This is a genomic window from Bradyrhizobium sp. WSM2793, assembly GCF_000379585.1.
In the GTDB taxonomy this organism is placed as follows: domain Bacteria; phylum Pseudomonadota; class Alphaproteobacteria; order Rhizobiales; family Xanthobacteraceae; genus Bradyrhizobium.
This window is the reverse complement of the sequence record NZ_KB902789.1, coordinates 1-20,845: the sequence shown is the minus strand read 5'-3', so window position 1 is coordinate 20,845 and position 20,845 is coordinate 1. Positions and strand designations below refer to the sequence as shown.

Annotated in this window: 20 protein-coding genes; 5 read left to right on the top strand and 15 right to left on the bottom strand. The window is 63.9% G+C overall.

All coding sequences use genetic code 11. The annotated features are described in order from the left end of the window. The first annotated feature begins 112 nt into the window (after positions 1–112). Positions 113–3,313, top strand: coding sequence for an efflux RND transporter permease subunit (locus A3AS_RS0122390; RefSeq protein WP_018319796.1), 3,201 nt, complete (start codon positions 113–115; stop codon positions 3,311–3,313). Here A3AS_RS0122390 and A3AS_RS0122385 read toward each other — a convergent pair. From A3AS_RS0122385 to A3AS_RS0122310, 15 genes are all read right to left on the bottom strand, one after another. Then, positions 3,310–4,038: a sulfite exporter TauE/SafE family protein gene (locus A3AS_RS0122385; RefSeq protein WP_018319795.1), complete on the bottom strand. Its 729-nt coding sequence runs from the start codon at positions 4,036–4,038 to the stop codon at positions 3,310–3,312. The two genes, A3AS_RS0122390 and A3AS_RS0122385, sit on opposite strands and share 4 nt — an antisense overlap. 14 nt (positions 4,039–4,052) lie before the next feature. Beyond that, on the bottom strand, positions 4,053–4,298 hold the full coding sequence (locus tag A3AS_RS0122380; RefSeq protein ID WP_245283257.1) for a hypothetical protein: 246 nt from the start codon (positions 4,296–4,298) through the stop codon (positions 4,053–4,055). Further along, positions 4,225–4,461, bottom strand: a complete 237-nt coding sequence (locus tag A3AS_RS0122375) for a hypothetical protein (protein ID WP_245283256.1) — start codon at positions 4,459–4,461, stop codon at positions 4,225–4,227. The genes A3AS_RS0122380 and A3AS_RS0122375 overlap by 74 nt, the downstream gene beginning before the upstream one ends. A gap of 253 nt (positions 4,462–4,714) precedes the next feature. Continuing rightward, positions 4,715–5,833, bottom strand: coding sequence for a helix-turn-helix transcriptional regulator (locus tag A3AS_RS0122370; protein ID WP_018319792.1), 1,119 nt, complete (start codon positions 5,831–5,833; stop codon positions 4,715–4,717). A gap of 104 nt (positions 5,834–5,937) precedes the next feature. Continuing rightward, positions 5,938–7,056, bottom strand: a complete 1,119-nt coding sequence (locus A3AS_RS0122365; RefSeq protein WP_018319791.1) for a helix-turn-helix transcriptional regulator — start codon at positions 7,054–7,056, stop codon at positions 5,938–5,940. 332 nt (positions 7,057–7,388) lie between these two features. Continuing rightward, positions 7,389–7,637 carry a hypothetical protein gene (locus A3AS_RS0122360; protein WP_018319790.1) on the bottom strand — a complete coding sequence of 83 codons (249 nt, stop codon included), beginning with the start codon at positions 7,635–7,637 and terminating at the stop codon, positions 7,389–7,391. A 119-nt stretch (positions 7,638–7,756) separates the two neighbouring features. Then, on the bottom strand, positions 7,757–8,722 hold the full coding sequence (locus A3AS_RS0122355) for an AraC family transcriptional regulator (RefSeq protein WP_018319789.1): 966 nt from the start codon (positions 8,720–8,722) through the stop codon (positions 7,757–7,759). Positions 8,723–8,959: 237 nt separating this feature from the next. Further along, positions 8,960–10,111: a LuxR C-terminal-related transcriptional regulator gene (locus A3AS_RS0122350; RefSeq protein WP_018319788.1), complete on the bottom strand. Its 1,152-nt coding sequence runs from the start codon at positions 10,109–10,111 to the stop codon at positions 8,960–8,962. Positions 10,112–10,415: 304 nt separating this feature from the next. Then, complete coding sequence (locus A3AS_RS0122345) at positions 10,416–10,916, bottom strand: hypothetical protein (RefSeq protein WP_018319787.1); 501 nt, start codon at positions 10,914–10,916, stop codon at positions 10,416–10,418. Between the two features lie 90 nt (positions 10,917–11,006). Next, positions 11,007–11,453, bottom strand: coding sequence for a MaoC family dehydratase (locus A3AS_RS0122340; protein ID WP_018319786.1), 447 nt, complete (start codon positions 11,451–11,453; stop codon positions 11,007–11,009). Positions 11,454–11,840: 387 nt separating this feature from the next. Further along, positions 11,841–12,263, bottom strand: a complete 423-nt coding sequence (locus A3AS_RS0122330; RefSeq protein WP_018319784.1) for a hypothetical protein — start codon at positions 12,261–12,263, stop codon at positions 11,841–11,843. Between the two features lie 12 nt (positions 12,264–12,275). Continuing rightward, on the bottom strand, positions 12,276–12,497 hold the full coding sequence (locus tag A3AS_RS0122325; protein ID WP_018319783.1) for a hypothetical protein: 222 nt from the start codon (positions 12,495–12,497) through the stop codon (positions 12,276–12,278). A gap of 141 nt (positions 12,498–12,638) precedes the next feature. Then, on the bottom strand, positions 12,639–13,457 hold the full coding sequence (locus tag A3AS_RS0122320; RefSeq protein ID WP_018319782.1) for a lytic transglycosylase domain-containing protein: 819 nt from the start codon (positions 13,455–13,457) through the stop codon (positions 12,639–12,641). A 114-nt stretch (positions 13,458–13,571) separates the two neighbouring features. Further along, the gene (locus tag A3AS_RS0122315; RefSeq protein WP_018319781.1) at positions 13,572–14,378 is read right to left on the bottom strand and encodes a shikimate dehydrogenase; all 807 of its coding nucleotides are present in this window, start codon (positions 14,376–14,378) and stop codon (positions 13,572–13,574) included. Between the two features lie 5 nt (positions 14,379–14,383). Continuing rightward, entirely contained in the window at positions 14,384–16,243 is a 1,860-nt protein-coding gene (locus A3AS_RS0122310; RefSeq protein ID WP_018319780.1) for an NAD(P)/FAD-dependent oxidoreductase, read from the bottom strand. 176 nt (positions 16,244–16,419) lie between these two features. On the opposite strand from A3AS_RS0122310, the gene A3AS_RS0122305 reads away from it, so the two are divergent. The 4 genes from A3AS_RS0122305 to A3AS_RS43705 all read left to right on the top strand — a co-directional run. After that, complete coding sequence (locus tag A3AS_RS0122305; RefSeq protein ID WP_026202249.1) at positions 16,420–18,045, top strand: long-chain fatty acid--CoA ligase; 1,626 nt, start codon at positions 16,420–16,422, stop codon at positions 18,043–18,045. A gap of 106 nt (positions 18,046–18,151) precedes the next feature. After that, positions 18,152–19,264: a glycoside hydrolase family 172 protein gene (locus A3AS_RS0122300; protein ID WP_018319778.1), complete on the top strand. Its 1,113-nt coding sequence runs from the start codon at positions 18,152–18,154 to the stop codon at positions 19,262–19,264. Between the two features lie 31 nt (positions 19,265–19,295). Further along, positions 19,296–20,507, top strand: a complete 1,212-nt coding sequence (locus tag A3AS_RS0122295; RefSeq protein WP_018319777.1) for an acyl-CoA dehydrogenase family protein — start codon at positions 19,296–19,298, stop codon at positions 20,505–20,507. Between the two features lie 111 nt (positions 20,508–20,618). After that, positions 20,619–20,845: transposase (locus A3AS_RS43705; RefSeq protein ID WP_198293717.1), on the top strand; the 227-nt coding region annotated here is incomplete at its 3' end.

Below are 20,845 nucleotides of genomic sequence, written 5' to 3'. Positions count from 1 at the left end.
GAAACTCCGATCCATCTCACCTCCGAATTCCGGGTTCGCGCGCTGAGCGCGCGCCTCGGAATGACGGGGTGAGTTGGCGGAGACACGCAGGATATTGCCCAGGGGCAAAGCCATGAATCTCTCAAAGTTCTTCATCGATCGTCCGATTTTTGCCGGCGTGCTGTCGGTCCTGATTTTCCTTGCCGGCCTGATCTCGCTGTTCGCAATGCCGATCTCGGAATATCCGGACGTGGTGCCGCCATCGGTCCTGGTGCGCGCCACCTATCCCGGCGCCAATCCCAAGGTGATCGCCGAGACGGTCGCGACCCCGATCGAGGAGCAGATCAACGGCGTCGAGAACATGCTTTACATGTCGAGCCAGGCGACCACCGACGGCGCGATGACGCTGACGGTGACGTTCCGGCTCGGCACCGACCCCGACAAGGCGACACAGCTGGTGCAGAACCGCGTGCAGCAGGCCGAGCCGCGCCTCCCGGCCGTGGTGCGCCAGCTCGGCATCGTCACCAAGAAGTCCTCGCCCGACCTCACCATGGTCGTGCATCTGTTGTCGCCGAACGGCCGCTACGACATGACGTACTTGCGCAACTACGCGGTGCTCAACGTCAAGGACCGGTTGGCGCGGATCGACGGCGTCGGCGACGTCCAGCTCTACGGCGCCGGCGACTATTCGATGCGGGTCTGGGTCGATCCGCAGAAGGCGGCCGAGCACGGCCTGACTGCGAGCGACATCGTCAAATCGATCCAGGCGCAGAACGTCGAGGCCGCCGCCGGAGTCGTCGGCTCCTCCCCGAACGTGCAGGGCATCGACCTGCAACTGTCCGTCAATGCGGAAGGCCGGCTGTCCAGCGAAGAGCAGTTCGGCGACATCGTGGTCAAGACCGGCACGCGCGGCGAGGTCGTTCGGCTGCGCGACGTCGCGCGGATCGAGCTCGGAGCCTCGCAATATGGCCTGCGCTCGCTGCTCGACAACAAGCAGGCGGTCGCGATTCCGATCTTCCAGGCGCCGGGCTCCAATGCGCTGCAGATTTCCGACAACGTCCGCGCCACCATGGCCGAAATCAAGAAGAACATGCCGGAAGGCGTGTCCTACCAGATCGTCTACGACCCCACCCAGTTCGTACGCTCCTCGATCGAGGCCGTCATCCACACGCTCCTCGAAGCGATCGCGCTGGTGGTGCTGGTGGTGATCCTGTTCCTCCAGACCTGGCGGGCCTCGATCATCCCGCTGCTGGCCGTGCCGGTGTCGATCGTCGGCACCTTCGCGGTGATGCACGTGTTCGGCTTCTCCATCAACGCGCTTAGCCTGTTCGGTCTCGTGCTCGCCATCGGCATCGTCGTCGACGACGCCATCGTCGTGGTCGAGAATGTCGAGCGCAACATCGAGGCCGGGCTGTCGCCGCGCGACGCCACCTATCAGGCCATGCGCGAGGTGTCGGGTCCGATCATCGCCATCGCCATGGTACTGATCGCGGTGTTCGTGCCGCTGGCCTTCATCTCCGGCCTCACCGGGCAGTTCTACAAGCAGTTCGCACTGACGATCGCGATCTCGACCGTGATCTCGGCGGTCAACTCGCTGACGCTGTCGCCGGCGCTGTCGGCGCTGCTGCTCAAGGGCCACAACGAGCCGAAGGACCGGCTGACGCTCATCATGGAAAAGAGCCTTGGCTGGTTCTTCCGCGGCTTCAACAAGGCCTTCACGCGCTCCTCGGACAATTACAGCGGCACCGTCACCAAGGTGATCTCGGGCAAGGCCGCGGTGATGGGGCTCTACGTGGTCCTGGTCGGCCTCACCGCCCTCTTGTTCCAGCAGGTGCCGAGCGGCTTCGTGCCGGGCCAGGACAAGCAATATCTGGTCGGCTTCGCACGCCTGCCCGATGGCGCAACGCTCGACCGCACCGAAGAGGTCATCCGCAAGATGAGCGACGTCGCGCTGACCCAGCCTGGCGTCGAGAGCTCCGTGGCCTTCCCCGGCCTGTCGATCTCCGGGTTCACCAACTCGTCCAATGCCGGCATCGTGTTCTCGACGCTGAAGCCATTCGACGAGCGCAAGGGCCCGGCCCTGAGCGGGAATGCCATCGCGGCCGACCTGAACAAGAAATACGCCGGCATCCAGGAGGCCTTCATCGCCATGTTCCCGCCGCCGCCGGTCAACGGCCTCGGCACCATCGGCGGCTTCAAGCTCCAGATCGAGGACCGCGCCGGCCTCGGCTATGAGGCGCTGAACGAAGCGACGAAAGCGTTCATGGCGGCGATGCAGAAGGCGCCGGAGATCGCCGGCGTGTTCTCGAGCTTCCAGGTCAACGTGCCCCAGCTTTTCGCCGACATCGACCGCACCAAGGCGCTGCAGCTTGGCGTGCCCGTCACTGAAGTCTTCAACACGCTCCAGATCTATCTCGGATCCTACTACGTCAACGACTTCAACAAGTTCGGCCGCACCTATTCGGTCTATGTGCAGGCCGACGCGCCGTTCCGCGCACGCGCCGACGACATCAGGCAGTTGAAGGTGCGCTCGTCCTCGGGCGACATGGTGCCGTTGTCGGCGCTGCTCAATATCCGCCAGAGCGCGGGACCGGAGCGCGCGATCCGCTACAACGGATTCCTGTCGTCCGACATCAACGCCGCCGCCGCGCCCGGCTTCTCGTCGGGCCAGGCGCAGGAGGCGGCAACCCGGATCGCGGCGGAGACGTTGCCACCCGGCTTTGCCTTCGAGTGGACCGACCTGACCTATCAGGAGTTCATCGCGGGCAATTCCGGTCTCTGGGTGTTTCCGCTGGCGATCCTGCTGGTGTTCCTGGTGCTGGCCGCGCTCTACGAGAGCCTGACCCTGCCGCTTTCGATCATCATGATCGTGCCGATGGGCCTGCTCGCCGCCATGTTCGGCGTCTGGATCTCCAAGGGCGACAACAACGTCTTCACCCAGATCGGCCTGATCGTTCTCGTGGGACTCTCGGCCAAGAACGCGATCCTGATCGTCGAGTTCGCGCGTGAGCTCGAATTCGCCGGGCGCGCGCCGATCCGCGCCGCGATCGAGGCGAGCCGCTTAAGGCTTCGCCCGATCCTGATGACGTCAATGGCCTTCATCATGGGCGTGCTGCCGCTGGTGCTGTCGACCGGCGCGGGCTCGGAGATGCGGCGAGCCATGGGCGTGGCCGTGTTCTCCGGCATGATCGGCGTCACCGTTTTCGGCCTGTTCCTGACGCCGGTGTTCTATGTGCTGCTGCGGACCGTGACCGGTAACAAGCCGCTGGTGCATCACGGTAGCGACATCAGCGCGGCGCCGGTCCAAGGACTTCACGAAGTCCAAGGACACTAAATCAGGGATATCCCCGACACGAGCAACAGAACGAGCACGGTCTTGCGAAAGACCGTCTCGTTGACCCGGTGGAAAGCGATCACGCCGAGCGCCGAGCCGGCGAACAACGCCGGCAGGCTGACGGCAAGGTCGACGAAGACCTTCGACGACAGGTCCTGATGCCCGACCAGCAGCGCGATGGCAAACAGCTGCATTGCCGCGATGAAGGGCTGCACCAGGCCGCGCTGCTCGCTCTTGGGCATGCCGCGCATGTCGCACCAGATCGTCGGGATCGCGCCCGGCATCGCGGTGAGCCCGCCGACGAGCCCTCCTCCGAATCCGATCAGCGCCACCCAGTGCCGGCCGACCGCCTCGCCTGCCGTCACCAGCGTCGGCCGCAGCAGCATATAGGCCGCATAGAGCGCGACGATGATGCCGAAGCCGCGCCTGAGCAGATGCGTATCCGCGCTCTGCAACAGCGACACCGCGATGGGCACACCGATCAATCCGCCGACGATCAGCAGCAGACTGCCCTCCCAGCGGATGCTGCGCCGGAGCGCCCACAGATTGGTCGCCTGCACGCCGATGCTGCACGCCATCATCAGCGGCACGGCTTCGAGCGGCTGAAACACCCGCAGCAGGATCGCGCCCGCGACGGCCGAAAACGCGAAACCCGAGAGTCCTGATACGAAGGCGCCGGCGAAGACGGCAACGCTAAGCAGAATCAGAGTCGTGACGTCAGGCACGGACCGTCCTCCGGTCAATCATAGGGGATCTGCGGAACGACAGCATCCGGGTTCTCGGTGCAGGCGGCGGCCTCGCGCGGAAACGACATTTGCATCGCATGGGCGTGGGATCGTTCCAGAAGCGCCAGCCCGACCAGCTGAAGAGCGACGAGCGCCGCGGTCAGCGCGATCGCGACGATGTTGAAATTACGCGCGCTCGTAGGCGGGCTCGCCGGCGGCGCGCTCGCGCGCATCAAATCCGTGGGCATTTCCTGAAACATCCTCTTGCTTGCTGACCGGAACGATTTCGTTCAAAGGCAATGTTTCGCCGGGCTGGGCCAGCAAGTGGTGATAGCGTTGCAATGCGCGTTGCGCGTCGATCTTGCGCTGCTCGCGAAACACGGCGCCGACGCGAGCGACGATGTCGCGGAACCTATCGGCCATCGCAAGTGACGTCCTTCGCATGACGACCTCCTCTCAACCTGTGCGCGAGAATGGTGAGATTCACTCCAGCCTGCTGTGAGTTGCTTCACAAAGAAGCCTGATACGTCGAACAAGAAATCGTGTGACGCGTCTGTAGAAGGAAACGCAAAAAAACGCGTCATTCGATCGAATGACGCGCGATAACTTTCTAATGATGTCTCTGTTTGAACCTATCCCCGTGCTGCCGCGAAGAGCGACGCGAGGCGCGTGCGCGTCAGTGCAGAAGCGGATTGGAAAATCCCGCCGCGAGCTTGACCAGATCGGCCTGACGGGACACGCCGGTCTTGGCAAAGACACGGTGCAGATGCGTCTTCACCGTGGTCTCGGCGATCCCGAGGGCGGCCGCGGTCTCCGGCACACCGCCGACCTCGACGATCGATTGCAGAACCCTCAGTTCCGCGGGCGTCAGTTCGAACGTGCGGTCGATCAGGCCGGCACATGAGCGGCTGTCGAGTTCCGCCTTCCAGACCAGCAAGGCTCCGACGGCCGAGGTGCGCTCGGTCGCACCATCGCGCAGCAGCGAGGGCAGCGCAATCACGTGCGCGACGTAGTGCGAACCGTCGTGCGACGTCAGAGGGATCTTTCGACCTTCGGCCGCAGCCAGAGCCACCTCTCCCGGATCACGGAAGATATTGCGGAGGGCCAGATTGGCCTCGGAGGATCTCGTCACCAGCCGGCCCGAGATAGAGCGCAGGACATCGTCTGCGGCCAGGATCGTCTCGGCCGCCGGATTGCTGTGGACGATCCGACAGGCCGCATCGAGCAGGATGACGCCGGCATTCAGGCGATCCACGACGTCGGCCAGTGCGGTCGCGCGTTGCTGCTTCCGCTCGATCGCGCGGTTGATCATCAGCGCCCGGCTCGCATGCGGGACCAGGAACTGCATTCGCGCGCGCTGCTCGGCATCGAGCATCTCCCTGCCCGGGATGACGGTCAGCAACATCGGGCACGGCGACTTCGATTGCTCCAGCACCACGTTGGCGACGTCGACGCAGCCCTGGGGCTGCAGCCATTCCTGGTAGAATCGCCCGCGGCGGTACTCGTCGAAATTCACGAGGTCCGGGATGTTGCGCACCTCGCCATATCCGGGAAGCCGGGCGAGCGGATCGTACCGGGAGTAGGTTTCTGAATAGAGCTGGATGTAGTGCGGATCGACCCCGCAATAATAATGGGTCGCGCCGGACTTGCTGACCGTATCCTTCGAAATCAGGCCGCAGGCCTGGCTGCCGATGAAGGCATTGAGCATGCCGACGACCTCGGTCCACAACTCAGGGTGGAGCCCGGCATCATAGATGCTCTCGATCAGTTCGGAATGTCTTGGAAGTCGGGGCATCGGAAGAGCCAATGGTCAAATTCGAAGATTTGCGGATTTCTTCGTGCCCGGCGGCTCCTGTGAGTCTGTCGCGGGAGAAAAAGGTTCAACGCCGACGGCGAGCTTCAGTGGACGAGCGGATTGGCAAAACCCGCGGCGAGCTTGACGAGATCGGCCTGCCGGGACACGCCGGTCTTGGCAAAGACGCGATGCAGATGCGTTTTCGCGGTCGTCTCTGCGATACCGAGCGCTGCCGCCGTCTCGGGGACGCCGCCGACCTCGACGATCGACAGGAACACGCGGAGCTCCGCCGGCGTCAGCTCGAAAGTCCGCGCGATCAATTCGCCACAGGACTGTCCGCCGAGCGACACCTTGCGCACAAGCAGCACACCGGCGGCATCGACCACGCGCTCGCTGCCATTGCGCAGCAGGGACGACAACGGCAGCATGTGAGCGACATAACGCTCGCCGGTGGCGGACGACAGCGGAATCGCATGACCGCTCGCCGCAAGCATTGCACCGTCGCGATGGTCCGCAAACGCCTTGCGCAGGGTCTGATTGGCTTCAGCGCTGCCGGTCACGAGTTGCCCGGCAACGGACCGGACCACGTCATCGGCCGCGAGCAGGACCTGACCGGCCGAATTCGCATGCACCAGGCGGCAGAGGCCGTCGAGCAGGAAGATCCCGACCGTCAAACTGTCGAGGACATCAGCCAGTGCGGTCGCCAGCGTCAGTTGCGCGGTCATGGCGCGGTTGATCAGCAGCGCGCGGCTGGCGTGCGGCACCAGCAGCGAGAGGCGCTGCTTCATGCCCCGATCGACCATGCGGCGGCCCGACAGCACGGTCATCATCACCGGGCAGCTCGCATTCGATATCTCGAGCACGACATTGGCCGCATCGCTGCACCCCTGCGGCTGCATCCATTCCTGGTAGAAGCGCCCGCGCCGGTATTCTTCGAAATTGACGAGATCCGGAATGCTCACAATCTTGCCGTGTGGCGGCAGCACCGTCAACGGATCGAACTTCGAATGGGTCTCGGCATAGAGCTGGATGTAGTGCGGGTCCGCTCCGCAATAGTGATGCGTGACACCGGATTTGCTGATCGAATCCTTCGAGAACAGCCCGCAGGCCTGGCCGCCGACGAAATCCCGGATGCCGGCCACCGCGTTATTCCACAGCGAGGGATCGAGCCCGGCATCGTAGATGGACTCGACGAGATCTGGCAGCTTTTGCGATCCGTGCATGGCTCAAAATGGCACTGAATGATCAATGCCGGCGAGCCTAACACAACCGTAGCATGCGACATCCTCCGATCGGAGGAGGCGCCGGCCGGGCGGATGGAGCCCGGCCGGCGGGCATCGCGTTCGAGCCGCCAGGGCTGATGCCGGCTCAGAACGCGACGCGAACGCCCCCTTGGCCGTGCCGGTGCGGCTCTGGTCGGACATCATCATGCCCTCGACCGCGCCGAACACGGACGAATTGGCCCCGGTGCGGTAGTCGAAGCCGAGGCCGGCCACCGCGCCGATGAATGCGCCTCGCGTCGAACTGGAGCAGAGTTGCTACACCGAAGCGGCGCTCACGCCTGGTCCCAGCCCTGCTTCTCCGCGCATTCCGACCAGACCGGGGCGCGATAGATTTCGCGGCCGCTGTTGTCCCTGACGCGGATCCAGGCGTCGCGGTCACGCAGATCATCACGCCAGACGAAGAGATGGCTTGCCATCTCGTTGGCCACCACGAATGTCGCTTCCGCACATTCGAACACCATGCCGCCCGGGTCGATCTTCACGATGTTGCCGACCAGGAGGTCGAAAAAGAAACGGCGCATTCAATACTCCGGCTGCGGATGCCGCACGCAACGCTTGGGTCATGGCTTCGCAATCAAGGATCACGGACCCCTGTCTGCTGGCTGAAATCGGCAGTTGGCTGCAATTCAGTCGCGCGCGGTCACGGCATTTCGCCGCTCCTGATGTCGCTCGGCGTCGCGTTATAGGTTCGCCGGAAACAGCGGTTGAAATAAGAGAGATCGCCGAAGCCGACATCGTAGGCGATCGAGCTCACCGTTCGCTCGGCGTATCCGGGCTCCCGCAGCATGCGATGCGCGCGCTTGACGCGTTGTTCGATTAGGAATGAGGAGAACGTCTTGCCGTCGGCCTCGAACAGGCGCTGGAGGTAGCGCGGCGTCACGCCGAGTTCCTGGGCGACCGAGGCCACCGACAGATCCTGCCGCCAGCAATTGTTGGCGATGGAGACTTTCGCCTTCTGGAGCCGCGCCGCCTTGACGCCACGCCGTCCGGCCAGCTCCCGCGCTTCACCGGTGGCACCGAGGACGAGCGCCAGCAGATCGTGCAGATGCCCGACCCCGAGCTGCCGCAGCACGGGCGTCACGAACGCGTTCTCCCGCACCAGCGTCACCGCGTAGTCGACCAGCAGCCTCAGTCCGGCGGAGCTTTCCGGCATGACGCGCATCACGGCATCATCGACGTCCACGATCATCGGCGCCAGCACGCGCCTCGGCACGCGCAGCGAGAAGCAGCTTCCCAGCGACAGCCGCTCGAACGTCGTGACGTCCTCCGCGCTCGTCAACACCGCCTCCCCTGCATGAAGCCTTAGATCGTGCCCCCGCTCGGATATGCCGAGAACACCGGACCTGTTCACGATCAGGGCGAGGCTGTCGTCGCCATCGGCGACCAGTTGCTTGGTGCGAAGGACCCGCGCGCCGCACAGGCCCCCGATCAACAACTGGGCTTCCGGCAAGACATGAGAGGTGAAGCTCGCCGCGGCCGGCTTTCCTTCCCTTGCCTCGACCTCCGCCTTCAGCACCCCGCGGCAGTAGAAATCGCGGAGCAACGGGATGCGCTCGTTTTCGGGAATTTCGTTCGTTGAAACATTGAGAACGGAAAAATCAACCATGCTGCTCACTGCAATCTCTCCAGCCGACGAGCAGACCGGCCACACGCTGTCGTTTCCTCAGACGCGCGTTCGGTGCCGTTGTGGCAAGCTTCGCGGCGCTCGCTGCTCTTCAATTATCAGAAGCGCGATATACGAAAGTCCCGAATGACTCGCGTCCTGCATTCGGATGACCCGCGAGCGCCGATCATCACAATGGATTGAGAACGCGGCACGCAACGTCGAGGCATGCGAAATGAATCACGCGGCGCCGTCATCGCCGCTCGTTCGCCGCGCGAACGGCACGGCAAAGCCGGCGGCGATCTTCACCAGATCAGCCTGCCTGCCGGCGCCCGTCTTCTCGAACAGGCGACCGAGATGCGTCTTCACCGTCGTCTCGGCGATGCCGAGTTTTGCGGCGATGTCGGGGACACCGCCGATCTCGATGATCGCCATCAGCACGCGCAATTCGGACGGCGTCAGCCTGAAGGCTGCGGCGATCGCGTCGGCTGCGAGCAGCGGCAGCATGGAAGCTCTTTGAACGAAGAGCATCGTGGCTGCAACGTCCCTTGGCAGGCTGCGATCCCGCTTCAGCGGAAAAGCATGGAGCAGATAATGCTGCCCGTCGGCCGACGTCGCAAGTTCGATCTGACGACGAGCCGCGGAATGTGTGCCTTCATCGAATTCGCACAGGCCGCGGAATATTTTGTCGGTTCGGGTGTTGCGGGCCACGATCCGGTCGCCGACGATCGCAAGCAGATTGGCATCGGCGAACAACTGACGGCATGCCGCGTTGGCATGGACGACCCGGCCGTCCGCGTCGAGCAGGCAGATCGCCGTGTTCAATCCGTCGAGGACGTCGGCAAGGTCGTCCACCGTGTGCGAGCGTGCCCTGATCTGCCGGCCCATGATCTGCGACCGATGGATGTGCGGAGCGAGCAGCCGCATGCGCTCGCGCATCGCCTCGTCAACGGTTCCGCGGGAGCGATGGCGCAGCACCTGCAGGATCGTGGTGCGCGCGGCCGTCTTCTCGAGCGCGACAGTCGCAAGGTCTATCGCCCCTTGTGGCTCCACCCACTCGCGGTGGAAGCTCGTCTCGAGGAAGTCCGCATGGGGCATGATGTCGGTCACGCCGATCGTCTGTTCGGGCGCGAGGGTGAGATGACGGTCGAGCAGAGGATCGAGCTCCACATACCGGTCGCGATAAAGCTGACGGAAGCGGGCGTCGGTTCCAAAATGCTGGTGAATCTCGATCGAAAGCCGTGCTGAATCCCTGGACAGGATCATCGCGGCGCAACCACCGACGAATTGCGAAACCTGCTCCAACGCGCCGCTGCGCAAGGCGGGGTCAACCGCCGCGTCGTAGATCTCGCCGATCAGAGACGAGAACCGGTTTGCCTGGTGGGTCGTCATCGGACGGGCGACGCCATCTGCGTGCGGCCCGTCCGGGACGGAGAGCCCGCGATCCGGGAACTGACGGAGAAGACGGGCCGGTCAATTGCCGCCTTCGACGAGGAAAAAACGTTGCAGCCAGATGCTGGAATATCGAACATCGTCCTTGCGTAACGTCAACCGCAGGGTGCGGCTTGGACTGTTTCGCCAAAGACTAGGATAAATGCGAACAGCGCGTGGACTGTGTGCGTTGAGTCACGCGCCGGTTCGCTGCCACCCACTTCGTTGCCGACGTCCTGCCGCTTTCACGGCCGGCAGCGGCAACTTATTTCCGGTTCTCCTCGCAGAACTTCAACGCCGCCAGCGCTTCGCCGGCACGCGGTATCTGCATCTCGATACTGTCGTCGTCATCGTCCTCGAAATCGAGCGTCAGGCGCCTCGCCTTCGACAGGCGGTCCATCATCGACTGGTCGTACTCGAAGATGCCACGCACGGTGGTCTTGTCCATGACCTCCCACTTCGCCTTCTTCATGATGTCCGCATCGTCAGTGCCGACATCGGCCCGAAGGATCTCGCCGACATTCTCCCATTCCCAGCCATCGTAGATCATCACGATCACGATCGCCTTCTCGGAATAGGTGATCACGATGACGTAGTCGCGGTTCTCGTCATCCTTGTCCTTGTAGCCGCGGCTTGCATTGCAATGCGTGTCCTGCGTGCGCTTTTCGATGGTCCAGTCGCCGACCCTGGATTGTTGCGCATGCGCCGGCCCGGCGCTTAAGGCGCCCGTCGCGATCAGCAAAGCGGCAAGAAGGAATCGTTTCATGTCAGCCTCCAGCGCGTTCCCCGGGCCGAGATGACCACCTCCGCGGGAGGGCCGCAAGGGCTTACCCCGGCAGAACGGCGGCGCTTGTGCCTATCCTCGCCGCGGCACGATCGCGATGGGGGTGAAGGTGTAAACCTCCTCGCCGCTCTGGTTGAACATGGTCCATTTCACCAGCGCGATACCCTGCGGCTTCGACTTCGAGGGCGTCAGGCTCATGACCTCCCCAACCAGATGCAGGCGGTCATTGGGCCGTACCGGCATCGTCCAGCGCAGGCCGTCGACGCCGGCGCCGATCAGCGGGTGCGGGCCGAATGGGCGGGTCTGGATCGCGAGGTTCATGGCAATCGCCGCGGTGTGCCATCCCGATGCAGCAAGGCCCTTGAACAGGGTCGCCTTGGCCGCCTCGTGGTCGAGATGCATCGGCTGGGGATCGAACTCGGCCGCGAAGCGCTTGATGTCGGCTTCGGTGACCACGACCTCGGGGGACCTAAACCGCATTCCGATCGCCAGATCATCGAACCATTCGACCTGCGCCATGATTTTGCCTCGCAATGTCTTGCGCCGCCTTCGAAGAGGCGGCCAAAGGGCTCCAGCAATAGCGGGACCGCAGCGCACAAAACCAGCCCCGAGGTTCCCCGCGAAACCCCTTTCCCGAGGCGACGAAACACCGCTGAAACAGATCGCCGCTTAAGTCGTTGTCAAAATAAATACAGGGACGGCTACCATGCAATTCCTTCTCGACCTGATCTACGACTATTCCTGCTGTCGCAACCTCGTTGCCCATTCACTACGGGAGGACGAGCTATGATCGAGCTGATCTCGGGCCTGCTCGCCCTTTGCAGCGCCGGTGTCTTCGCGGCGCACGCGCTGGACGCCTACCGCACCACGCACCACTAACCACCGTCCGCTTCGCCATTTCAGCCGCTAAAAAGGCCGCCGGTAGAAGTGCTCCGAATGCGTTGCCGGCGGAAACCGGTTGGCGAGAGAGAGCGCGCCTGTCTCATCCGTCTCGAGTGCGATCTTCTGCGCCAGCATGACGTCGCCCGGCACCAGGAAGCCTGACGGGACGAAGCACCATCCCATCGTCGCGCGGCCTTCGCCGTCGATTTCGTGGACATTGGCGGCGGTGCCGTAGTGAATGCGGTAGGTCTTGCCGGTGTCGCATCCGATGACGTCGAAATACCGGTGCTCTTCGAATTGGGCGCGCTGTGCGGGCGAGAGCCAATCGAAGAGCAGCCGGCGACCACGGGCATCCGGCGTGTTCTCGCCGAAGAAGCGCCGGTACAGTTCACGCAGCGCATGCAGACGCGCACGCGCCGGCGCGCGGAGCCAAACCGCCGTAATCATGAGCAGCTCAGATCAACCGCCGACCAGGCGGGGATAGAACAGCGTTTCCTGCGCGGTCGGGTCGAACGATCTGATACGAGTGACTTCGCCGGGTCCGTTGCGAAGGGCCGCGGTGAAGCCGGCTCCGGTCAGCTCCCGAAAGCGCCGTTCGGCTCGCGCCAGCGCTTCGGCATTGCCAGGATCAAACTCGTGGCGCGTATCGCCAGTCTGGTCCATCACGATCTGGGTTGCCATGTTGAGTCTCCTCATGCCCAGCCCTGAATCTGATCAAAGCAAACCTCGTGCCCTCGGTTCCTGATGGCAACAACTTTCTCATGCCGGCCCATCACGCCTTGCTGAGCAGGAGCGTTTTCGAGCGAAGTGGACGGGTTTTCGTCAGCGCGAGGCCGCCGCTCCGCCGCCCTCGTCGATCTGCCGGCCCATCAGCGCGATCGCCTTCTGATAAACACCGGCCGCATTCCAGGCCTCGATGGCGGCGAAATTCGGCTCGCCCGGCTGGTAACCGGCTCCTGCTTTCCAGCCATGACCTTTGAGGAAATTCGCCGTCGAGTTCAGCGCGTTGGCGGCCACCTCGAGGTTGCCGGTGCCATAGGCCAGGATGTTCTTGGGCATGAACTGGGTCTGGCCGACCTCGCCATGCATGGAGCCGCGGGTCGCCCCCGACAGCGTGCCGCGGTCGACCAGCTTCAAGGCCGCGTAGAGCTGGTCGGTGAAGAATTCAGGACGCCGGCAGTCATAGGCCAGGGTTGCGATCGACGACAGCATGTTCTGGTTGCCGCGCTGGCTGCCGAAACCGGTCTCCATGCCCCAGATCGCGATCAGCGGGCCGGGCGGGACGCCATAGCGCTGCTGGATGGAGGCGAACAAGGCAGCCTGCGACTGCTTGAGCTGGCGCCCCTTGGCGACGATAGTGGTGGCGCCGCGCTTGGCGAGAAACTGGTCGAGCGTCAGCGAAAAGCTGCGCTGGCCGCGGTCGGCCGCAATGGTGGCACTGGCGTAGTTGGTCTGCATCAGCGCCGAGAGCGCGGTCTGGCCGATGCCCTTGCCCTGCGCCTCCGCGCTGAACTCGCGCTTCCAGGCCTCGAACCCGCCCGGCCCGTTGCCGCAGGTGGCGGCCTCGGCGCGGGGCGCCAGAGAGAGCACCAGCGCTGTGGCGCCGATCATGGCCGTCGCAACGGTCCTGCCCTTGGTCATTCCTCTTATCCTCTCCTCAAATACGCGACCGGCTCGCGCGAGCGCATGATCCTACGTCGGCTTTGATCGCTCAAGCCCCGCGGAGCGCAACGGGCGCCTTGACATCCGGGCGGATCACCGCCCTTCGCCACGGCCGAGCAGGAAATCCACCATGATCCCCTGGTGCTGCTCGTACATGTCCGTGCCGGTCCCGGTCACGCAGCCGGCCTTTCGGGCCGCCGCGATGAAGGGCGAGATTTCGGGCTTGGTGATGACACAGCCGCAATAGGCCAAGGGCGCAAGCCGCGCCACATCGACCGGCAGCGGATCGCCTTCTTTCATCCCTGCCGGTGTCGCATTGGCGACAAATTCAAAACCGGTGGGATCCGTGCTGCCGGCCCGCACTAGCGCCTTGCCGAGCCCGTTGAGTTGCCCGATCAGCGCGTCGCGGCGCTCAGTTGCGCTATCGTGAATGGCGAGCTCGCTCACGCCGGCCTCCACCAGCGCGAGCGCGATGGCCGAGCCCGCGCCGCCAGCGCCGATGAGCAGCGCCCGCAGGCCCGCAGGGTTGACCCCTTTCGCCCGCGCCGCACCGACGAAGCCAAGGCCGTCGACCATGTCGCCATGCCATGCGCCGTCGGCGCGCCGGCGCATGAGGTTGACGCTGCGCAGGAAGTGAGCGCGCTCCGTCGCACTCGTGCAAGCCTGGTAGCAGGTGAATTTGTGCGGGATGGTCACGACGAGGCCGTCGAGATTCTTCAGGCGCGGTGCCAATGAGAGGAAATCCGGCAGATCCGCGACCGAGACCTGAACCGGAACGAGAATGCCGTCATGGCCGCGGGCCGCGAAGGCTGCGGTCACGCCTGCGGGCGAGCGCACCTGGGCGATGGGATCGCCGACGATGACATAGAGGCGCGTGGCGCCCGTGGGTGGCGGGATCATGCCGCTTAAGCCGACAACGCAGAGCCGCCTGCCTCCGCCGCGGTCCCATAGGTCAACTCCAGGCCGTCCAGATTGCCTTCCTTCCGCCATTTGTCGAGCAGCCGCAGGAACGCCACCGGTCCGCGCCAATATTGGCTGTTTCTCGCCGCGATCGGATCGAACACGCCCTCGTTGTTGTAGTAACCGGGCGTGCATTCGGCGAGATAGGTCTGGCGGCCGAGCGCGGCCTTGACGACCTCCTCGACCCAGGCGTTTTCCGCGGCCAGCGTCGGCTCCAGCGTTCGGGCTTTGCGCTTGCGCGCTTCGGCGATCACATAGGCGATGTGCTGTGACTGCTCGTCGATGATGTGCGGGAAGTTGGCGCTCTGGCCAGCCTGCACCGTAACGATCAGGAAGCAGTTCGGAAAGCCGCGGCTGTAGAACCCATGCATCGTCTTGACGCCGCCCTGCCAGCGCTCGGTCAGGCTCATGCCGTCGCGGCCGTAGACCTCGAAGCCCATGCGGCGGGCGTAATCGGTGCCGACCTCGAAGCCGCTGGCATAGATCAGGCAGTCGAGCTCGTAAGCCTTGCCGCCAGCCACGACGGCGTTCTCGGTGATGCGCTCGACGCCCTGCCCTTTGGTGTCGACGAGATGCACGTTGGGACGATTGAAGACATCGAGATATTCGTCGTGGAAGCACGGCCGCTTGCAGAACGCCTTGTACCAGGGCTTGAGCGCGTCCGCGGTCGCCGTGTCCTTGACCACCGCATCGACGCGGGCGCGGATCTCCTCCATCTTGCGGTAATCGGCCTGCTCGATGACTTTCAGCGTCTCTTCCATCGAGGTCACCGGCTGCGGCTGACGGCGCGGCGCCAGCAGGATCTCGCCGAGCAGACCGGTCCAGCCATCCTGCACCAGGTCCCGTTCGACCGGCTCGCCGGAGATCACGGCGGTGAAATTGTCCATGCGCTCGCGCTGCCAGCCGGGCCTGAGGCTCTGCGCCCAGTTTTGATCCGTCGACCGGTCGTCCCGCACGCCGATCGCTGACGGTGTGCGCTGGAAGACATAAAGCTCCTTCGCAGCGCGTCCGAGATGCGGCACGCATTGCACGGCGGTGGCGCCGGTGCCGATGATGCCGACGCGCTTGTCGGCAAGTCCGGTCAGACCACCATCCGCATTGCCGCCGGTGTAGCCGTAGTCCCACCGACTGGTATGGAAGCTGTGGCCCTTGAAGGTCTCGATGCCGGGAATGCCCGGCAGCTTCGGTCTGCTGAGCGGACCTCCGGCGAGAATGACGAAGCGCGCACGGATGCGATCGCCCCGATCGGTCTCGACCAGCCAACGCGCCTCCTGCTCCTGCCATGCCATCCGCGAGATGACGGTCTGAAACAGCGCGCGGTCGTAGAGGCCGAAATGGCGGCCGATGCGGCGGGAGTGCTCGTAGATCTCCGGCGCGCGCGCATATTTGCGCACCGGCATGTAGCCGGTCTCTTCCAGCAGCGGCAGATAGATGTAGCTCTCGGTATCGCAGGCGGCGCCAGGATAGCGATTCCAGTACCAGGTGCCGCCGAAGTCGGCCGCCTTTTCCACGATGCGGAAATCATCGATGCCGGCTTCGCGCAAACGCGCGGCACAGAGCAGCCCGCCAAAGCCGCCACCAACGACGAGCACTTCAGTCTCTTCACTGACAGCTGCGCGCGCAAATCCGGGATCGGCCCAGGGGTCGTCGAGGTAGCGGCCGAATTCCCCTATTACCTCGACATACTGGGCCTTGCCTTCGGCACGCAGACGGCGGTCGCGCTCGTCGCGATAGCGCGCGCGGAGGGCTGCAATATCGACGGTAGGTTCGCCGGCTGCACCGGTCTTGTGTCTTTCCGCTGACATGCATTTCCTCCAAGGAGAACGCTGCTTCGCCGGCAGCTCGGATCAGTTAGCCCTGAAAAAGTGACGCATGCAATCGCGTCCAATGTTTTTTGCGTGAACGCCGCGTGACGTTCCGCTAACCTCACGCGCAAATCACGAGCGCAACGCCACGCAACGACGTGGCCGTGGAGGAGACCATGCAGGGATTGATGATGGACATGCCGCTTCTGATTAGCGGCCTGATCCAGTATGCCGCGGACTATCACGGCGAGGCCGAGATCGTCGCGCGCGAGATCGAAGGCGACATCCATCGCTACACCTATGCCGACGCCCATCCGCGCATCAAGCGCATGGCGCTGGCGCTGAAGCGGCTCGGCATGAATCCCGGCGATCGCGTCGGCACGCTGGCCTGGAATACGCATCGTCATTTCGAGATGTTCTATGCCGCGCCGGGCATGGGCTATGTGCTGCACACCGTCAACCCGCGACTGTTTCCCGAGCAACTCATCTACATCATCAATCACGCCGAAGACCGCCTGCTGTTCATCGACCGCGCCACGCTGCCGATCGTCGAGGCGATCGCGCCGCAGCTCAAGACGATCGAAGCCTATGTCGTGATGTCGTCGCGCGAGCGGATGCCCGAGACCAAGCTCGCCAACGTTCATTGCTACGAGGAGCTTCTCGACAAGGAAAACGAGGCCGGCTTCACCTGGCCGGAGTTCGACGAAAAGTCCGCCTCCACCATCTGCTATACGTCGGGCACGACCGGCAATCCCAAGGGCGTGATCTATTCGCACCGCGCCGCGATCCTGCAGACCATGACGTGCTGCAATTTCGACTTCCTGCCGGGGCATGTCGAAGGCGTGCGCGAGGTGATGATGCCAATGGCGCCGCTGTTCCACGGCAATGGCTGGAACATGCCGTTCACTGCCCCCTATACCGGCTCGAAGCTGGTGCTGCCGGGCCGCAACTACGAGCCCGACAAGCTCTACGAATTGCTCGAAGGCGAGAAGGTGACGCTGTCGGCGGGCGTGCCGAGCTTCTGGCTGATCCTGCTCGACTGGCTCGGGCGCACCGGCAACAAATTCTCCACGCTGCGGGCAACGCTGTCGTCGGGCTCGGCGCCGCCGCGCGCGATGGTCGAGAAGCTGAAGCGCGACTACAATATCGACTACATCCAGGCCTGGGGCATGACCGAGGCCCTGGGCTGCTCCATGCCGGGCTTGCGACCGGGCTCGGAGCACCTCACCGACAAGGAGAAGTTCGACCGGCGCCAGGTGTCCGGCCGCGCCTGTTTCGGTACAACTCTTCGCATCGTCGACGACAGCGGCGTCGAGCTGCCACGCGACGGCAAGTCCGTCGGCCATTTGCGCGCCCGCGGTCCCTGGGTCGCCTCCGGCTACATGAAGTTGGAGGAAGGCCTCGACCGCGACGGGTGGCTGATCACCGGCGACATGGCGGTGATCGACCCGCAGGGCCACGTCACGCTCACCGACCGCTCCAAGGACGTGATCAAGTCCGGCGGCGAATGGATCTCCTCGATCCAGCTCGAGGACGTTGCCTTGTCTCACCCCGATGTGCTTCAGGCAGCCGTGGTCGCGATCAACCATGAGAAATGGCAGGAGCGTCCCCTGCTCCTCGTCGTCCGCAGGAAGGGCGCGACCGTCGACGGCAAGACGCTGCTCGACCACATGCGTCCGAAGGTCGCGAGCTGGTGGATGCCCGACGCCGTCGAATTCCTCGACGAGTTCCCGATGACGGGGACCGGCAAGGTGTTGAAATCGGCTCTGCGCGAGAAGTTCAGGGAGTATCGCGTCGCATGAACGGCACGCGATCACATGCGGGCCGTTCCGTATCCGATCGTCTTCACCTTTTGGTGGATTTGGGGGCGATATAGCGAAACGTTGCTAATCGCTCATCGAGGACATCATGGCGTTTTCCGGATTGGGCCTGCATCTCGGCAATCTGTCGCGCCTGTCGAACGCGCAGACGCGTTCGATCAGCCCCGAGAACTTCACCGGCGAGAAGGGCAAGGGCGGCATGTCCGTCGATGGCCCCGCCGCCCGCCAGGCGCGCGATCTCGGACAGGGCTGGAAGGTCTCGCCCTATGTCGTCATCGAACCGGGCACGACCTTCGCGCTCGGCGACGTCGCCGGGCAAGGCGCGATCCAGCAGATCTGGATGACGCTGGCGCGCGGACGGCTGCGGCATTCGATCCTGCGCATCTACTGGGACGATCAAACGCTGCCGAGCGTCGAGTGCCCGGTCGGCGATTTCTTCGCCTGCGGATGGGAGGAGTTCGCGCAGGTGTCCTCCCTCGCGGTCTGCGTCAATCCCGGCCGCGCCTTCAACTGCTATTGGGAGATGCCGTTTCGCAAGCGCGCGCGCGTCACGCTGGAGAACCGCAGCGAGGAGCAACTCACCGTCTACTACCAGATCAACTACACCCTGACCGACGTGCCGGAGGATTGCGCGTACTTCCATGCCCAGTTCCGCCGCACCAACCCGCTGCCTTACAAGGAGGTCTATACCATCCTCGACGGCATCAGCGGCGCGGGCCACTATGTCGGCACCTACATGGCCTGGGGCGTCAACAACAACGGCTGGTGGGGCGAAGGCGAAATCAAGTTCTTCATCGACGGCGACGGTGACTTCCCGACGATCTGCGGCACCGGCACCGAGGACTATTTCTGCGGTGCCTATAATTTCGATCCCTATGTCGCCCATTCCGGCCAGGGCCAGCAATCGCGCTATCAGGAATTCACCACGCCCTATGCCGGCCTGCCCCAGGTGATCCGCCCCGACGGCGTCTACAAATCGCAGCAACGCTTCGGCATGTATCGCTGGCACATCCCCGATCCCGTGCGCTTCCGCTCCGATCTGCGCGTGACGATCCAGGCGCTGGGCTGGTTGCCGGGCACCAAGGAGGCCAAATACCTTCCGCTGCAGGACGATATCGCCTCCGTCGCGTTCTGGTATCAGACCCTGCCGACGGCGCTTTTCACGAAACTGCCCGGCCCGGATTATCTCGAAATCGGCTGATCCTGCCGCCGATCAATCAAGGAGACCAGAGATGCTTTACCCGATGTCGCCAAAAGTCGTCGAGCTCAAGCGCAAGCTCGAGAGCTTCATGGACCGGCACATCTACCCGAACGAGGAGCGTTTCTATCGCGAGGCGGAAGAGCTGGGACCCTGGAAGGTCTATCCCGTCGTCGAGGAGTTGAAGCCGCTCGCGCGTGCGGAAGGTCTCTGGAATCTATTCCTCCCGGAGTCCGGCCATGGCGCAGGCCTGACCAATCTCGAATATGCCCCGCTCTGCGAGGTGATGGGCCGATCGCATCTGGCGCCCGAAGTGTTCAACTGCTCGGCACCCGATACCGGCAACATGGAGGTGCTGGAGCGCTACGGTTCGGAGAAGGACAAGGAGCGCTGGCTGAAGCCGCTGCTCGCAGGTGAAATCCGCTCCTGCTTCGCCATGACGGAGCCTGCGGTCGCCTCATCCGATGCGACCAACATCGAGAGTTCGATCCTGCGCGATGGCGACCATTACGTCATCAACGGCCGTAAATGGTATACGACCAATGCGACCGACCCGCGCTGCAAGATCTGCATCTTCATGGGTAAGACCGATCCTGACAATCCGGACCGCCACAAGCAGCAATCGATGATCCTGGTGCCGATGGACACGCCTGGCATCGAGGTGAAACGTCCCCTGCCCGTGTTCGGCTTCTACGGCGTGCCTGACCGGGCGTCGGAAGTCGTCTTCACCAATGTGCGGGTCCCCAAGGAGAACATGCTGCTCGGCGAAGGCCGTGGCTTCGAGATCGCACAGGGCCGCCTGGGGCCCGGCCGCATCCATCACTGCATGCGGCTGATCGGCCTTGCCGAACGCACGCTGGAAAAGATGTGCCGCCGCGTGCGCAGCCGCGTCGCCTTCGGCAAGCCGGTCTCCGAACAGACGGTGACGCAAGAGCGCATTGCAGAATCCCGCATCATGATCGAGCAGGCCCGGCTGCTCACGCTGAACGCGGCCTACGCGATGGACACGGTCGGCAACAAGGTCGCGAAGGCCGAGATCGCGATGATCAAGGTCGCCGTGCCCAACATGGCCTGCCAGATCATCGACTGGGCGATCCAGGCCCATGGCGGCGGCGGCACCTCGAACGATTTCGGCTTGACCCAGGCCTATGCCACCGCGCGTTTGCTGCGGCTTGCCGATGGACCGGATGAGGTCCACCGGAACCAGATCGCCCGGTTCGAGCTGAAGAAATATTCGAACGCGTGAAAGAAGACGGCTAGCTCACCGGGCGACGCTCTCTTTCTTCCTTCTCCCCTTGTGGGCCTGTTGCGTAATTCGCCAGTTGTGATTCCCTAGGGCAAAGCCTTGGAGGTATCGATGGCGGTGAAGCGGACAGGACAGCCGAGCTTTGTGGAAGCGCTGATGCCGAAGGGCGCCGGCGCCAATGCGGCGCTGGATCGGTTGGCTGGCCTGGTCAAGTGGTACCGGTTCGAGAAGCTGATCGGTCATTTGCGGGATGAAGGGAGCCCCGGTCGTCCAGGCTATCCGGTGCTTGTGCTGTTTCGCGCGGTACTGCTGCAGTCGCTCTACGGTCTTTCGGAGCG

Coding starts and splice junctions, on each gene's coding strand:
- A3AS_RS0122380 (WP_245283257.1), bottom strand. CDS start 4,298: ATGTTTCAGGAAATGCCCACGGATTTGATGCGCGCGAGCGCGCCGCCG.
- A3AS_RS0122325 (WP_018319783.1), bottom strand. CDS start 12,497: ATGGCAACCCAGATCGTGATGGACCAGACTGGCGATACGCGCCACGAG.
- A3AS_RS0122295 (WP_018319777.1), top strand. CDS start 19,296: ATGCTTTACCCGATGTCGCCAAAAGTCGTCGAGCTCAAGCGCAAGCTC.
- A3AS_RS0122355 (WP_018319789.1), bottom strand. CDS start 8,722: ATGGTTGATTTTTCCGTTCTCAATGTTTCAACGAACGAAATTCCCGAA.
- A3AS_RS0122305 (WP_026202249.1), top strand. CDS start 16,420: ATGCAGGGATTGATGATGGACATGCCGCTTCTGATTAGCGGCCTGATC.
- A3AS_RS0122340 (WP_018319786.1), bottom strand. CDS start 11,453: ATGGCGCAGGTCGAATGGTTCGATGATCTGGCGATCGGAATGCGGTTT.
- A3AS_RS0122365 (WP_018319791.1), bottom strand. CDS start 7,056: ATGCACGGATCGCAAAAGCTGCCAGATCTCGTCGAGTCCATCTACGAT.
- A3AS_RS0122310 (WP_018319780.1), bottom strand. CDS start 16,243: ATGTCAGCGGAAAGACACAAGACCGGTGCAGCCGGCGAACCTACCGTC.
- A3AS_RS0122390 (WP_018319796.1), top strand. CDS start 113: ATGAATCTCTCAAAGTTCTTCATCGATCGTCCGATTTTTGCCGGCGTG.
- A3AS_RS0122360 (WP_018319790.1), bottom strand. CDS start 7,637: ATGCGCCGTTTCTTTTTCGACCTCCTGGTCGGCAACATCGTGAAGATC.
- A3AS_RS0122330 (WP_018319784.1), bottom strand. CDS start 12,263: ATGATTACGGCGGTTTGGCTCCGCGCGCCGGCGCGTGCGCGTCTGCAT.
- A3AS_RS0122350 (WP_018319788.1), bottom strand. CDS start 10,111: ATGACGACCCACCAGGCAAACCGGTTCTCGTCTCTGATCGGCGAGATC.
- A3AS_RS0122375 (WP_245283256.1), bottom strand. CDS start 4,461: ATGGCCGATAGGTTCCGCGACATCGTCGCTCGCGTCGGCGCCGTGTTT.
- A3AS_RS0122370 (WP_018319792.1), bottom strand. CDS start 5,833: ATGCCCCGACTTCCAAGACATTCCGAACTGATCGAGAGCATCTATGAT.
- A3AS_RS0122320 (WP_018319782.1), bottom strand. CDS start 13,457: ATGACCAAGGGCAGGACCGTTGCGACGGCCATGATCGGCGCCACAGCG.
- A3AS_RS0122315 (WP_018319781.1), bottom strand. CDS start 14,378: ATGATCCCGCCACCCACGGGCGCCACGCGCCTCTATGTCATCGTCGGC.
- A3AS_RS0122345 (WP_018319787.1), bottom strand. CDS start 10,916: ATGAAACGATTCCTTCTTGCCGCTTTGCTGATCGCGACGGGCGCCTTA.
- A3AS_RS0122300 (WP_018319778.1), top strand. CDS start 18,152: ATGGCGTTTTCCGGATTGGGCCTGCATCTCGGCAATCTGTCGCGCCTG.